Here is a 14,544-nt window from a genome sequence, read left to right as displayed (position 1 = left end):
CTTCACGCGCCCCCTTTCTGGACGAGTTCATCCAAGAGCTTCTCCGAAAATAGGTTGCCACGGCCCAGCTGCCCGGCAGGATCGAGCTGCAGCTTGAGTCGAGCCGATTCAACCATGGCCTCGTGGCCGTACATCGTCTCCAAAAAGCCCGCTTTGATCTTGCCGACGCCGTGCTCGGCAGAGACGGCGCCGCCCATAGCCGTTACCTCCGCAGCCCACTGGGCAAACAGCTCGCCACCGCGACGGTAGTCTTGCGCATCGCGAGGCAGGATATTCACATGCAGATGGTTGTTGCCGATATGTCCCCAGGCGGCAGACTCAAGCCCGCTTTCGGCCAGCGTGCGGCGATAGAGGGCAACGACATCGGCCAGGCGCGTGTTGGGCACCGACATATCCGACCCCAGCTTGGTAATGGTGGGGTCGGTGCGGCGGCGCTCGTCGATGAGCATGTTGACGCTCTCGGGAACGGCGTGGCGGAAGAACCGCTGGCATTCGCGATCGACCTCGGTGCGTGCAACCCAGGTCGCGTCGTCGTGGCCGCCCGCAAGCTCCAAAACCCATCCCAGGTGGTACAGCTCCTCGGTCGCTTGCGCCTCGTCGTCGCAGTCGAGTTCCACGTAAACACAGACCTTTGCCTCATCGTCGAGTGCCGGCAGCGAGGCAAACGCGGTCGACTGCTCGCGCTGGCGGCGAAGGATATCCAAGGCGCCGGCATCGAAATACTCAATAGCGGCGGCATGGGACAGCACGGGGCGCACGGAATCGGTAAAGGACACCGCCTTGTCCTCGCTGTCGAAAAAGCAGCTCACACCCCATACGACCGAAGGTGCCGCCTGCAAGGCGATCTCGAGCTCGGTAATGACGCCGAGTGTGCCACACGCACCGATAAAGAGGTCGACGGCGTCCATATCGTCCGAAACGAAATAACCCGACGCGTTTTTGGTCTTGGGCATGGTATAGCCAGGAAGATCCAGCTCGAGCGCGCGGCCTTCCGCTGTCACGAGCGACAAGTGGCGTGCGTCAGCGTGCGCCTGACCTCGATGAAGCTCAAGCAGGTCGCCGTCCGCCAGTGCCACGTGAAGCCCCGTAACGTGCGGGCGCATGGGGCCGTAGGCGTAACTGCGGGCACCGGAGGCATTGCACGCCGCCATGCCGCCCAGGCAGGCAGATGCCTCGGTGGGATCGGTGGGAAAGAACTGCTCAGGAGCTGCCTGGAACTCCTCATAGGCCTCAAGCGATACCTGATCCCAGTCAGCGGTCGGCAATGCCTTCTTACCCAGTTGCTTGCGCAACTCCGAAAGCACGACGCCCGGCTCCACGCGCAGCAGAAAACGGCCTCGCTCGTCGCGGCGGAGACCCAGGTAGCGATTCATACGAGAAGTGTTGAGGATATGCCCGCCGTGAGGCACGGCACCGGCAGCCAGACCGGTCCGAGCACCCTGGACCGTTATCGGAACATGCTCGGCATGGAGCTTTCGCAGAATGGCGCGGACTTCGTCCTCCGTTGTCGGAAACGAGATGCTCGACGCCTCGCCCGATGTGCGAGATTCATCGCGACCATATTCTTCGAACTCGTCGCCGAAGGGTTTGATGGCTGCAGACACGCGAACTCCCCCTTTAGTTAACTACAGTGTTTGCAGGGAGATGTTACCGCATCGTTTCGTCGACGTGACTGAGACCGTCTCCATAATTGGCGAATTTTACGTTTGCGCAATTCGGCGAGCGGCGGCGTTTTCTCGGCAGGCGCTCTATTTAACGCGCTCCTTTCCATCGCAGCCACGCACACAATTGGCGCTCGAAAAAACTTGAGATATTTTTTAGCGTCTCTCACCTGCGGCGATGTAAACCCGTCAAGCATTTGGTCAGAAATTGGTCAAGTTGTGGCTGATACGGTCGGCATCGACAGCCAAAACCAATAGAAGGTTTGGCCCAAAAACAGGGAGGTTCCCATGGCATATTACTGGCCCCAGTACGGCATCGCCATCGAAGTTGACGATGACCCATATCTTCTGCCCTTCGATGAGGAGGCATTTCCCGATGCGGCTGTCTATCACGTCACCACCGACGTGATTTGCGATCCCGAATCGTTTTCGGCACTCGCCCACCACATCGCCCACATCCACGACATCAAACTCGACCCAAACTTCGACGAGCTCATCTACTCGCGACGCCTCATGCTCCACATGCTCTTTGGCGCCGATCCGTCCACGTTCGCGCGCGTCTATACCACTAAGGATGCCGCATGAGCGTAAGGAAGCAGTCGAGCCCCCTAGGGTCAAAACATCGAAAAAGGCTCGGCGCCGTCTGTTTGGCCATCGCCTGCGCCCTTATCGCCGTCGGCCTTTACGCTTGGCAGTCAAAGCCTGTCGCCGAGACGGGTGCCTCGGTCACAGCGGCAGAGGGTAAGTCGCGTCAGGAAATCCAGGACGAGCTCGATGCCATCGTCCGCGACAACATGATGACGATCTCGGTCGCACCGGTCGCCCAGCTACAAAAAGGCGGCAAGCTGCGCGTCAACGTGCAAAACGTCCAGGATAACAAGTTTCCCCAGCGTTTCCGCGTGATCCAAAACGACGAGACCATCTATGAATCGGGCGTGGTCGAGACCGGCAAGACCGTTGAGACCTGCCCTGCAGGCGACATCAAAGAAGGCGAGGCGTATATCGAGATTCAAGCGCTCGACGCCAAGACCTACGACGTCCATGGCAATCCCACGCGCGTCAAGGTGCGAGTTGCGCAGACAGAAGACTAGACCTGCCACCTGTTATGAAAATGCGCACCCGTGCCGCTTTCGTCTAACCCTCACGGAAACGGTCCGTGACGAATAGAAAGGAACGATTATGGACATCACCAGGAACTTGAATGGGGCCAGGGTGCTCGTCGTGGGCGCAGGGCTGGCGCTCGCACTCGCAATGGGCGCCGCGCCGACCACCGCCCTGGCGGAGGGACGCACTGGAACCACCAACGTGACCATCAGGACCGAAATCGACAACATCAAGTTCAAAGCCCCGACCGTCATTCCGTTCGTCGCTAAGGCAGACGGCACGCTCCAGGGCCCTTCCGAGAATACAACCACCATCGACAATCTTTCGGCCTATGGCATCCACGTTACCAACATGAAGATTGCCGCCCAGAAGTCCTGGAGCATCGTCGCCGACGCCAAGACGGGGACCGCCCAGAACTCCATCGATTTTAAGGTCGGCCCAGACAAGGCACTCCAAGACGCCCACGCCGCGACGCAGGAAGCGGGCCTCGACCTTTCCAAAAATGCATCCTTCGACATGGGCTACCAGGGCATCGCCGATGGTACGGACAAGATTAAGCTTAAGACGAGCGGCGCTGTCGCCCGCGTCACGCGAGACATCTTCCATGTGACCGGCACGGGCGACCAGGTCGCAACCATTACGTGGACGGTCGAGCCCGGTGCGCACACGGCCTAAGGCAATTGTCCTTGCCGTCATCATCGGCGTTGCAACGTTTGCCCCGATCGCCGCCTTTGCCCAACAAGAGCAGGCGCAGGCTGCCACGCAGGTAACTGTCGATCTATCGGAACTCGAACGCAGTGGCCAACATGAACCCCTCGCGCAAACGAGCGACACGCGACAGCTCCTGGCAGCAGGAATCGCCACGGCAGGCGCTAGCGCCATCGGCCTTGGCCTGCACATCAAACGCAGCCGGTAGCCACACGAATCGAGACCGTCCAGCATAGGTAAGGAGAACCCATGGCATCAAAGAACCTTTTGCCCGTTGCCGCGCTCTGTAGTGCGCTTGCCACCGGCATGCCCGTTGCCGCTCTAGCGACACCCGCCGTGGACGCCCCCTTACCTGCCGTCAACTGTCTCGCCACAAACCAGATGAGCACCATCGCGCGCCAACGCTTCTCGCTTGCGCAGGCAAGCATTTCGGCCTCGGGGTGCCTCCGTCGCTGCACGAACAGCTCGATAGTCGTGGATACCGAGCACTCGAGCACAGCGGACGGCCCCCTAACGGGATGCGTTATCTGCACATGGCGCGCAGCTGCAACTGATGCCGATGGCGATTCCTGCGACGTGGAGCTGTGCCTCGACATCACCCTGTCCGATGACTCGGCGGACGGGGCAACAGTCGCCTTCGACAGCACGTTTTTCGAAAACGGAGGGGGTGTATGCCTGGGCTGCGTCCCCTCGAGCGCCGATGGCACGCAGCCCGCTATCTCATTCACCGCATCGCTGAAAATGACCAAGGCGGGCACCGACGCCACGGCAAATGGCGAGATCGCTCTAATGTTCTACGCGAGCGGCACAGAAAGCCAGGAGATTCGGGGCAAACAGCGGACCGGATCGCTCAGCCTGACGCGAGGGGCAGATCCCGGTCCTGTCGATATCAGTACCGAAACGCAAGATGTGCATCACGTCCTTGTCGATCCGGCGCTCCTCGAGATGGAATGGAGCGGAGTAGGAGCGGTCGGACTCGCCCCCTCGACAGGTGACATCGCAAGCGACTCCAGCGAGAGCAGCGGTGAAATAGCGCCTGGGGACAATGGCGCACCAGGCGGCATAACACCGCCATCGAGCGGTCCTTCAGCCACTTTCAGCGAGCCAAGCGAAACAGCCACCGCAGTGGGCGGCACGCAAGCTGGCGAAAACTTGGGGTGTCCCATGCCGGCAGACATCGACGAGGGCAATTGTTGCATGATGGTCGCGCTCGACCGCACGGAAACCGTCGACGCCGCGAGCATTGAGGTCACCGCTGCCGATAAGCCCGTCCGCAAAGCAGCCATTATCGCATTCCCTAAAACCGTCGAAGTTGTTTTTCTGCCATCGGGCGAGGTCGTAGCCCCCACCTTGCTCACCTTGCTTGGGGCAAAGGGCACGGCCAACCAAATCGACAACCTCACGGTAGCCGACCCTGCGACCACCGCAAAACTGCACCTGTATGCCGTAACCTCGGACGGAGGCAAAACCGAGGAATTCGACGGTGAGAATCTCCTGAATAACCGGATACTCCATAAAATGGAAGACGTCTCGTATCAAATTGAGCTCGTGGGATTTGACCGAGCTCGAGATGCCGATATCATCGCCGCGGCCATTGAGTCCCCGCAGCGACTCATGACGCTGTGCTTCGATTACAGCCCCTATGTCGTGATGGGAGGCTGAGGCTCGGGCATCAAATGCCGTCATTAATACCACTTATATAACGTATAGGATGAGGCATGACGCACCCTGCAGCCCGTTCTGCTACGATTGCCAGGTTGGCATCAATATGGGAGGGTTCATGCCGGGTTTGGGAACGGTCATCAACGTCGCACTTTTGATTGCGGGCGGACTGCTGGGCCTTATAGGCGGACGCTTTATCACACCCCGCATCCAAGACACGCTCATGAAGGCGTCGGGGCTGTGCGTTTTGTTTATCGGACTGGGCGGCACCATGCAAAAGATGCTCGTCATTGACGGGAAAGCGCTGGAGACCACCGGCACCACCATGCTCATCGTCTCGTTTGCCCTCGGCTCGCTCATCGGCGAGGCCGTTAACCTGGAAGCCGGCATCGAAAACCTGGGCGAATGGCTCAAGCGCAAAACCGGCAGCGAGGGAGACAACGAGTTCACCAATGCCTTTGTCTCGACATCGCTGACCGTCTGCATCGGTGCCATGGCTATCGTGGGATCAATCCAAGACGGCTTGCTCGGCGACTGGTCCACGCTTGCCCTCAAGGGCGCGTTGGACTGCATCATCGTCTGCACCATGACGGCTTCGCTCGGCCGCGGCTGCATCTTCTCCGCCCTGCCCGTTGCCGTATTCCAGGGAACGATTACGCTGTTTGCCGGCGCGCTCTCCCCCATCATGACCGCCGCCGCCCTCGACAGTCTATCGCTCGTGGGCTCTATACTCATCTTCTGCGTCGGCGTCAACCTCATCCGTCCTCAGACCTTCCGCACGGCCAATATGCTCCCCTCCGTTGTCATAGCCGTCATCTACGCCCTCCTGTTCTAAATCTATCTACGTAGCGGTATCTCGAACACCTGTTTGATGCTGTGCTATGATATGAGGTCACCGAAGCTGCGTTAGGAGAGGAGAAACGGTGGCCGACCAGGACGTCAAGATGCTCATCGAGCGCATTATGGCCGAGGCCCGGACCCATCAGTCTGCTCGCTTCTCAAACGAAGTCTATGCTGACGAGCCGATTCTCAAAACCGGTCGTCAGATGCAGAACTTCCTTCCCGACCAGTACCGCAAAATGCGTGAGATATCGCGTTGGCAAGAAGACCCCAAGGGTGGCGCGGGACGTTGGCTTTCGGAAGCCGAGCTTTTCTACCGCCAAGGCCTGCTGATGGCCGACTTTGAGGACGACTGCCCCTACAACGGCACATTCAAGTCGTACTTTCCCACCTATAACGCCATGAGCGATCGGCAGCTGCGTGGCTATTTTACCTGGCGCACCCAAGTGCGCCGCGGAACCGTCGAGGAAACGTCTACGTCCTTTGCCTTTCTGTATCTCTATGAGCTGATCTGCGGCATTGGCGTAGATGACCCACTCGATGGTTTTAACAAAATCAAGGCCTTTTGGGATGCCTATCGCGCCTTTGAACCCGGCATCGACCGGTTCGCACGCGTGTGGCTGCAGGACTACGCCGTGTTCCACAGACTCGACCCCAAGCTGCTTCGCGACTCTAAAACCGTCATGTTCGATAACGCCCTTATCGAGCTGCGGCGTGCGGCGCGAGACCTTGCGCCCGCGCCAACGCCGCCAGACCTGGCGCCTGCGCGTCGCAAGACCTCCGAGCCCACGCTCCCCCTTCCGCCCGACGAGGCAGGCGAGGAGCGACTCATGACCGCCATCAACGCCCTCTCCACGTACAACCTGAATAACTCACGGCTCGACCGTTCCCACCATCGCGACCTGCGCCACGTGGCATGCGCCGTGTATGTCCGTATGGCGCGCTACTATGACACGCACCGAAAGACCGGCATCGTAGCGAGCTTGTTTGGGGAGGAGACGGCCATGCCCTACACCATGTTTGCCTCGGCCGTGTTCTTTGCGCCCGAGCGCCACGAGGACTGCGAATATCGCCTGGACCCCATTCACATCTACCGCTGCCAAAATGGCTTTTGGGAATGCATGCGCATCCACGGCAGCAGACAAAAAAGTAGCAAGCTCGGTGAGATGATGCGCGCCTGCGACCAACGCCTGCGCCTGGCCCTAGACCCCACCCATCCCCTAAAGGAGGAGAAGGTCCCCAAATATCTGGCCAAGATCATCGATGACGAGATCGTGGCATGGCTTTCGTGGGACGCCGCGCACCAGCCTGTCAAGATCGATATCGATTTGAGTCAGCTGGGGCACATTCGGAGCGCCGCCGCGCAAACGCGTGAAGCGCTTTTGATTGATGAGGAGCGCGAGGATGATGTGCCTATGGAAGCCGAGGCGACGCTTGTCGAGCAACCGAACACCGAGTCTGCGCCCAGCATGACCGCCGGACCTGGCGAGATGGCCACACGGCAAGACGAACCCGACGAGCCGACTGTCTCCACCGAAGAGTTTGGCGTCGTGGCACCGCTCCTCGTGTCTGTGCCCGCGCCCGTAACGCCCGCGTCTGCCGAAGCTGCGAACAAACTCGCGCCCGCCGCAGATGCCTTCCTTCGCGCGCTCCTCGAGCGGAACACGGCGCAGGCCACATTGGCGGTGGCACAGTCGGGCCAGAGCGAGGATATGCTCGTCGACAGCATCAACGAGGCGCTCTTTGACCTGGTGGGTGACACCGTTATCGAGTTTGGAGCGGCAGGACCGCAGATTATCGAGGACTACGAAGCAGACGTGAGAGGATACCTAGACCATGAGTGATACCGCATCCGCAGCACCCCGCGTGCCCAAGCGCGTCGCCGCCGTCATTCTCAACTCGCTCAAGGGCGGCGTGGTCCCGCGCATCGGCCTTCCCTATATCACCGTGGGGCGCGAGGTCGAGATCCGTGCTCTGCTCACCGACCTGAGCCTCATCGCCGATGGCGGCGCAAGCTTCCGTTTCCTAGTCGGTCGCTACGGCGCCGGCAAGAGCTTTTTGCTCCAGACCATCCGCACGCACGCCATGGGCGAGGGATTCGTCGTGGCCGATGCCGACCTATCCCCTGAGCGCCGCTTGCAGGGCGGGCAGGGACAGGGCCTTGCCACCTACCGTGAGCTCATCCGCAACATATCGACTAAAACGCGCCCCGAGGGCGGCGCGCTCAACCTTATCCTGGATCGCTGGGTCGCCTCGTGTGCCGATGCCGATGAGTCTGCCGTCAATGCCCAACTGGCCCCGCTCGAGGAAATGGTCCACGGCTTCGACTTCGCCCGTATGCTCCGCCGCTACCGCGCGGCCGTATCCGAGGGCGACGAAGAAGCTATGAGCCGCGTGACCAAATGGATTCGTGGCGAGTACCGCACCAAGAGTGAGGCACGCGCCGAGCTGGGCTCCTCGACCATCATCAGCGATGACGACTGGTACGACTACGTTAAGCTCATTGCGCGCTTTTTGGTCTGCAGCGGCTACAAGGGCATGCTGGTGCTCATCGACGAGCTCGTGAATCTATATAAGATTCCCAACGCCATCACACGCCAATACAACTACGAGAAGATCCTGACCATGTACAACGACACGCTCCAGGGCAAGGCGCAGTACCTGGGCGTGATCATGGGTGGCACGCCAACCTCCATCGAAGACCGCCGCCGTGGCGTGTTCTCCTACGAGGCCCTGCGTAGCCGACTCGCTCAAGGCCGCTTTGCACGCGAGGATCTTAAGGACATGCTCGCGCCCATCATCCGCCTGCAGCCACTCACCTATGAGGAGTTGCTGGTGCTGATCGAAAAACTCATGCAGATCCATGCTGGCTACTTTGGCTGGACGCCCACGCTTACCGAGAACGACTTGGTAGACTTCCTCAAGATTGAGTTTGGCCGCGTGGGAGCCGATACGCACTTGACGCCGCGTGAGGTCATCCGTGACTTTATCGAGCTGCTCGATATCCTGTGTCAGAATCCCGATGCAAACGTGGCTGAGTTGCTGCAAAGCGTCGGCGGTGACGCGCTGGCGCCGGCAGCCGCAACAGGCGACACCGGCACCGCAGACGGCGACCGCAACTTCGCCGAATTCACCATCTAACCTGCCAAAAAGAGACGGGTTTATTTTGGCAGGTTTTATCTGGGCAAACGTTGAAGCAGCCATGCAGCAAGCCACTGACCACCGCGTTGAGAGATTCGTTTTTGAAAGGAGGTCCCGTGAACGCCTTTGACCGCTACGCCCCGTTTATCCAAGACTTCATCTACTCCCACGATTGGGAGAGTCTGCGCTCCATTCAGGTTGCGGCGGCAGATGCCATCTTTAACACGCAAGACAATGTGCTCCTAACGGCATCAACGGCTTCGGGCAAAACCGAAGCGGCCTTCTTTCCCATCCTGACCGAGTTTTGGGAGAACCCGCCCGCAAGCGTGGGCGCCCTCTATATTGGCCCCCTCAAGGCGCTCATCAATGATCAGTTCGTCCGCCTCAACGACCTCTGCGAAGAAGCCGACATCCCCGTCTGGCACTGGCATGGCGATGTCTCGCAGTCGCACAAGGCCAAGCTCATCAAAAAACCGAGCGGCATCTTGCAGATTACGCCCGAGTCACTCGAAGCGCTCTTAATCCATAAGCACATGGCGATCCCGCGCATGTTTTGCGACCTGCGCTATGTGGTCATCGATGAGGTCCACTCGCTCATGCGCGGCGACCGTGGCGGGCAAACGCTCTGCCTTATCGAGCGACTCTCGCGCATGGCCGGCGTGCGGCCTCGCCGCATTGGCCTTTCGGCTACCATCGGCGACCCCGAGCGCACGGGCGCTTTTCTCTCACAGGGAACGGGGCGCGACTGCGTTATCCCCCGCTTTGAAGAACCGCGCCGCGTGTGGCGCATCTCCATGGAGCACTTCTACAACTCGGGCCCCCAGGCACAGCAGCGAGGATTCGAGAGCATGGGTCCTCAAGAGGCCGAAGTGCTTGCGTGCGAGCGCATCGAGGCGGCGGCATCCGCGGCACTGCCGGCCGACACCCAAGACATGCGCCACAGCGGACAACTCACACAAGAGGAGCGCCGTCAACGTCGTGAGCGGGCACGGGGCAAGGCCGCTCCCAAGGACCGCCAAACTTCCTCGGCCCCCGAGGGCGAAGTCGATATTCCCCAGGCCGCTGAGCAGGCGCTCCTCAACCCCACCGACATCGCGCCCGAAAACGCCGATCCCGGCATGGGCTATATCTTCGAACACACCCGCGGGCGCAAGTGCCTGGTCTTTGCCAACTCGCGCGAGGAGGCAGAGGCCGTATGCTCCATGCTGCGCAGCTACTGTGAGAGCCGACACGAGCCCGACCGCTTTCTCATCCACCACGGCAATCTTTCGGCATCGCTGCGCGAGACGGCCGAGGAACTCATGCGCGATGAGGAGCAGGCGCAGACAACCGTCACCACCTCCACGCTGGAACTCGGCATCGATATCGGCCGTCTGGAACGTGCGTTTCAGATCGATGCGCCGTTTACCGTCAGCTCCTTTTTGCAGCGTATGGGCCGCACGGGACGCCGCGATCTTCCACCCGAGATGTGGTTCGTCATGCGCGAGGAAGAGCCCGAGCCGCGCACGATGATGCCCGAGACCATTCCGTGGAAGCTCCTGCAGGGCATCGCGCTCGTACAGCTCTATCGCGAGGAAAAGTGGGTCGAGCCGCCTGAGCTCGATCGACTCCCCTACAGTCTGCTCTATCACCAGACCATGTCGACGCTTGCCAGCACCGGCGAACTCACGCCGGCAGAGCTTGCCCAGCGCGTACTCACGCTCAGTTATTTCCATCGAGTCTCGGCCGATGACTATCGCGCGTTGCTGCGCCACCTCATCAAGATCGACCATATTCAGGTCACCGAGGGCGGTGGGCTCATTGTGGGCCTCGCGGGCGAGCGCATCATTAACAACTTTAAGTTTTACGCCGTGTTCCAGGAAAACGAGGAGTTCACCGTTCGCAGCGAGTCGGCCGAGTTGGGCACGATCGTCAATCCGCCACCGCCTGGTGAGCGCATCGCCATCGCCGGACACTGCTGGATTGTCGAGGAAGTGGACTGGAAGCGTCATGCCGTCTTTGCCACGCAGGTCAAGGGCCGTGTGCCGGCCTACTTTGGCGACTGCCCCGGTGACATCAACACACATGTACTCGAGCGTATGCGCAAGGCGCTCAACGAGCACACAGCATATCCGTACCTTATGGGTAACGCACGGGCCCGCTTGGCGCAGGCTCGTCATACGGCCGAGATTTCGGGCGCGGGAACCAAGCCGCTCATCAACCTGGGTGGCGACACCTGGGTGCTCTTCCCCTGGTTGGGCAGCTACGCCTTTCTGGCGCTCGAACGTATGCTCAAAATTAAATGCGCCGCGGAGCTGGGCCTTCGCGGGCTCGATCCGTCGCGTCCATACTTTATGCAGTTCAAGATGAAGGCCGACGAGGAGACGTTCTTTGAGGTGCTCGCCGCCGAGGCCGAGAAGGACTTTGATCCCATTGAGCTCGTCTATCCCGGCGAGGTGCCTTATTTTGATCGCTATGACGAGTACGTTCCCGAGGAGCTCGTGCGCAAAGGCTTCGCCGAAGGCGTGCTCGACATCGAGGGCATGAAGCAGCGCGTCCTCAGCTGGCGCGACCACGCATAAAACCAGTCTTTTTGGGACGGGGAGACTTACTTGTCGTGAAGGGCAGTGCCGAGGAAGTCGACGTCAAAAGGCACGGCTTCGGCAAAGGCATAGTCGCCGTCGCTGGCGATGAGCAGGTAGTTCTCCTCGCTGCCGAACTCTGTATCGCCACATGGGACCACCCAGGCGCGGGCGAATACCTCGAGTGCCGTGGCGACGCAATCGCGCAGGAACGTCACGTCGCTCCCCCTGTTCGCACTCACGATATTGGCAACATAGATGCCCCCGGGGTTCAGGCTACCTCGCACCAAACGCAACGCCTCAACCGTCGCCAGCTCGCGTACGGGCTCGGCACCGCCAAAGCAATCGCTCACGACCACGTCGTAGCGACGATGGCCCACGCTCGTCACACCCAGATACGAGCGAGCCTCAGCGGTAATCACTCGCAGGCGATCGCCCACCGTGCGCTCCAGCTCGTCCAGGTAGAACCAACGGCGCGCCAGGCGCGTAATCTCGGCATCGTACTCAACGACGTCCATGCGCAAGCTCTCGTGCGACATCAGTGCAAACTTGGGATAGGCAAACCCGCCGCCGCCCAGCATGAGCATACGGTCGATACCATGCCCGTAAGCATCACGCATTGCGTCCTCAGCCTCAAACACGTCGTCAAACGCGCGATAGTACGCAAAGACGGGCTCCGCCCAACGCTCGCCAACGTAGCTTGCGCTTTGGTAAACGCCGCCTTGCACCAATACACGGACTTCGTCGCCGCCCTCATCGTGCACGCGTTTCACACGCGCCAACCCATTGCGGGTTCGCGCAACCTGCAGACAGGCAGCACGGACAGCGACAGCGGCCGCGCCAAGCGCCGCGGCCCCCAGAGCAACGCCGGCAACGACGCCGGCAGAAACACTCGGCTTGTTCATCTAGAGCTCCTTTTGCAGATAAAGGCCATGGTCATAAAATCCAAGATGACGATAGTACTCACGTGTGCCAATCGCGCTAATCACGTTGATACGCGCATAACCCGCATCCCGGGCAATCTCGCACGCACGCTCTACGAGCAAACGCCCCAACCCGTGATGCTGCGCCGCCTGGCCTTGATCGCCCACGCGCGCCGCCATGCCATACACGTGAACCTCGCGAATCATCGCCTCGTCCGACACCGTCGGCAACTCGTCCGCATGCGCGGCAACAAACGCGCGGTCGGGCAGCGACAGGCGCAAAAAGCCCGCGATTTTGCCCTGCGGTGTCACCCTCTGCAAAAAGCGCTCGTGCGTCACCGGCGTCTCGTACGCCACTTCCTCGTCAAGGGTCAACTCGTCCAGGTCGGCACCCGCCGTGCTGATCTCGCGATAGCGAATCTCACGCACCGTCGCACCGTCACCCCGAGCAGCCAGGCGGTTCTCAACGAGCTGGCGCAGGTTGGGTTTCTTGTTGCCCACCATGATGTCATCGGAGCTAAAGTCGCGGATCATGCGGCTGATGCGGCAGAACGCCGGCGTCACCACGATGTCGTCGGCCAACACATCGAGCAGCTCGTCCTCGGTATAGGGGCGCCACTCGCCACGCTCGTAACAGCCCACCAGACGCGAGCCCTCGATGAGCGCGCACGGGTAGACCTTGACCTCGTCGGGCATAAAGGCGCCCTCGGTCATAAAGCGCTCGTAGTCGCGCTTGTCCCCATCAGGCGTGGCGCCCAGCAAGTTGAGCATAAAGTGCGCGTGGATCTTAAAGCCAAACAGGCGCGCGAGCGAAAACGCCCGCTCGATCTGCGCCACCGAAATGCGGCGCTCGTTGATATCGAGTAGATGCTGGTCAAGACTCTGAATACCCATCTGAATCTTGGTGCAGCCCAAGCGGCGGATAAGTGTGAGGGCCTGCGGCGTTACGGCATCGGGGCGTGTCTCGATAACGAGCCCCACCACGCGATGCTTCGCCGTCTCGTTGATGCGCTGCTGGCGCTCGAGCTCCACCATCGTTGCCGTCTGCCACTCGGTGACCTCGCCCCACGGCGTACCGGGGCCGTACAGACGACGCACCGCGCGGTTATAGCCGCCCACGGCAGCATCCACACGCTCCTGCTCGTCGGCAACGCCGGCAGCAAGCTCAGCCTCGTCGGTCGCAATGCCGGCAGCCCGATAGCGCTCGCGGCGCCCTGCTACCACCGGCGGCAGGGCATCGGCGGGCGCGTCATCGAGCAGGCGCCCCGCCTCGGCACGACTGATGCCCGGACGCGCCAACATGGGGTTAGCTGCCACGCCAGCAACGGCGTCATCGTTCAGCGCACGGAAAAGCTCCGACATAAACCACGTTTGATACCCTTGCGGATAGTCGCTCCAGGTGCCACCGAGCACGATGAGCTCGATCTTATCGGTCACATGACCCATCTGCGAAAGCGCGGTCAGGCGAGCGCTCACCTGCAGATACGGGTCGAAGCAGTTTTGCTCCGCACGGGCGCATGCCGGCTCGGCGTGCAGATAGCTTTTAGGCATGCGCAGGTCATTGGGGCAAAACAGGCAATCGCCCGAGCATGGCCAGGGCTTGGTGATAACGGTAATGGTCGCCACGCCCGAAGCCGTGCGACGAGGCTTCATGCGCAGCACCTGCAGCAGTCGACGTTCCAGCTCGGTATCGACATTCCACGCAGCCCACCGAGCCGGCTCCTCACGTTTAACCCGCTGGTAGAACGGCAGCAGACGGCGCTTGGCCAAATCGCGTTTGTCGGCACCCTCACGGCGCGCCTCGGCATGTATCAGTTTGACGAGCGCCTTGTCGTCCACGGTCTCGCCGCGACGCAGGGTCTCAAGTATGTTCAAGATAATCTGTTCCATGCCCCCATTGTAAAGGCAAAGGCGCCGGAGCCCGTCACGGCTCCGGCGCCTTCA

12 protein-coding genes are annotated in these 14,544 nt (G+C 60.8%); 9 read left to right on the top strand and 3 right to left on the bottom strand.

What is annotated here, in order from left to right:
- Positions 1-2: 2 nt before the first annotated feature.
- A complete protein-coding gene (locus tag OGM60_03045; GenBank protein ID UYI99784.1) occupies positions 3-1,604 on the bottom strand; it encodes an FAD-binding oxidoreductase in 1,602 nt (533 codons plus the stop codon).
- A 345-nt stretch (positions 1,605-1,949) separates the two neighbouring features.
- Between OGM60_03045 and OGM60_03040 the strand changes: the two genes are divergently transcribed.
- The 9 genes from OGM60_03040 (at position 1,950) to OGM60_03000 (ending at position 11,677) form a co-directional block, all read left to right on the top strand.
- Complete coding sequence (locus OGM60_03040) at positions 1,950-2,246, top strand: hypothetical protein (GenBank protein UYI99783.1); 297 nt, start codon at positions 1,950-1,952, stop codon at positions 2,244-2,246.
- The gene (locus OGM60_03035) at positions 2,243-2,752 is read left to right on the top strand and encodes a hypothetical protein (GenBank protein UYI99782.1); all 510 of its coding nucleotides are present in this window, start codon (positions 2,243-2,245) and stop codon (positions 2,750-2,752) included. Before OGM60_03040 ends, OGM60_03035 begins: the two co-directional genes overlap by 4 nt.
- 88 nt (positions 2,753-2,840) lie before the next feature.
- On the top strand, positions 2,841-3,440 hold the full coding sequence (locus tag OGM60_03030; protein ID UYI99781.1) for a hypothetical protein: 600 nt from the start codon (positions 2,841-2,843) through the stop codon (positions 3,438-3,440).
- The gene (locus tag OGM60_03025) at positions 3,424-3,681 is read left to right on the top strand and encodes a hypothetical protein (protein UYI99780.1); all 258 of its coding nucleotides are present in this window, start codon (positions 3,424-3,426) and stop codon (positions 3,679-3,681) included. Before OGM60_03030 ends, OGM60_03025 begins: the two co-directional genes overlap by 17 nt.
- 41 nt (positions 3,682-3,722) lie before the next feature.
- Positions 3,723-5,135 (top strand): hypothetical protein, encoded by a 1,413-nt coding sequence (locus OGM60_03020; GenBank protein ID UYI99779.1) that lies wholly within the window; start codon positions 3,723-3,725, stop codon positions 5,133-5,135.
- Positions 5,136-5,253: 118 nt separating this feature from the next.
- Entirely contained in the window at positions 5,254-5,970 is a 717-nt protein-coding gene (locus OGM60_03015) for a DUF554 domain-containing protein (GenBank protein UYI99778.1), read from the top strand.
- A gap of 88 nt (positions 5,971-6,058) precedes the next feature.
- A complete protein-coding gene (locus OGM60_03010) occupies positions 6,059-7,819 on the top strand; it encodes a TerB N-terminal domain-containing protein (GenBank protein ID UYI99777.1) in 1,761 nt (586 codons plus the stop codon).
- Complete coding sequence (locus tag OGM60_03005) at positions 7,812-9,116, top strand: ATP-binding protein (GenBank protein ID UYI99776.1); 1,305 nt, start codon at positions 7,812-7,814, stop codon at positions 9,114-9,116. The genes OGM60_03010 and OGM60_03005 overlap by 8 nt, the downstream gene beginning before the upstream one ends.
- Positions 9,117-9,232: 116 nt before the next feature.
- Positions 9,233-11,677: a DEAD/DEAH box helicase gene (locus tag OGM60_03000; protein ID UYI99775.1), complete on the top strand. Its 2,445-nt coding sequence runs from the start codon at positions 9,233-9,235 to the stop codon at positions 11,675-11,677.
- 26 nt (positions 11,678-11,703) lie between these two features.
- Here OGM60_03000 and OGM60_02995 read toward each other — a convergent pair whose 3' ends face one another.
- Together OGM60_02995 and OGM60_02990 are read right to left on the bottom strand one after the other, a co-directional pair.
- Positions 11,704-12,582: a fused MFS/spermidine synthase gene (locus tag OGM60_02995; protein UYI99774.1), complete on the bottom strand. Its 879-nt coding sequence runs from the start codon at positions 12,580-12,582 to the stop codon at positions 11,704-11,706.
- Positions 12,583-14,490: a tRNA uridine(34) 5-carboxymethylaminomethyl modification radical SAM/GNAT enzyme Elp3 gene (locus OGM60_02990; protein UYI99773.1), complete on the bottom strand. Its 1,908-nt coding sequence runs from the start codon at positions 14,488-14,490 to the stop codon at positions 12,583-12,585.
- Between the last annotated feature and the right edge of the window lie 54 nt (positions 14,491-14,544).

The organism is Coriobacteriaceae bacterium, assembly GCA_025757745.1.
Taxonomy (GTDB): domain Bacteria; phylum Actinomycetota; class Coriobacteriia; order Coriobacteriales; family Coriobacteriaceae; genus Collinsella.
Note: the sequence above shows the minus strand (reverse complement) of the source record. Positions and strands in the feature narration are given on the sequence as shown.

Excerpts from the sequence above, each read along its gene's own strand:
- OGM60_03035 (UYI99782.1), top strand. The coding sequence starts at position 2,243 with ATGAGCGTAAGGAAGCAGTCGAGCCCCCTAGGGTCAAAACATCGAAAA.
- OGM60_03020 (UYI99779.1), top strand. The coding sequence starts at position 3,723 with ATGGCATCAAAGAACCTTTTGCCCGTTGCCGCGCTCTGTAGTGCGCTT.
- OGM60_03030 (UYI99781.1), top strand. The coding sequence starts at position 2,841 with ATGGACATCACCAGGAACTTGAATGGGGCCAGGGTGCTCGTCGTGGGC.
- OGM60_02990 (UYI99773.1), bottom strand. The coding sequence starts at position 14,490 with ATGGAACAGATTATCTTGAACATACTTGAGACCCTGCGTCGCGGCGAG.
- OGM60_03040 (UYI99783.1), top strand. The coding sequence starts at position 1,950 with ATGGCATATTACTGGCCCCAGTACGGCATCGCCATCGAAGTTGACGAT.
- OGM60_03005 (UYI99776.1), top strand. The coding sequence starts at position 7,812 with ATGAGTGATACCGCATCCGCAGCACCCCGCGTGCCCAAGCGCGTCGCC.
- OGM60_02995 (UYI99774.1), bottom strand. The coding sequence starts at position 12,582 with ATGAACAAGCCGAGTGTTTCTGCCGGCGTCGTTGCCGGCGTTGCTCTG.
- OGM60_03015 (UYI99778.1), top strand. The coding sequence starts at position 5,254 with ATGCCGGGTTTGGGAACGGTCATCAACGTCGCACTTTTGATTGCGGGC.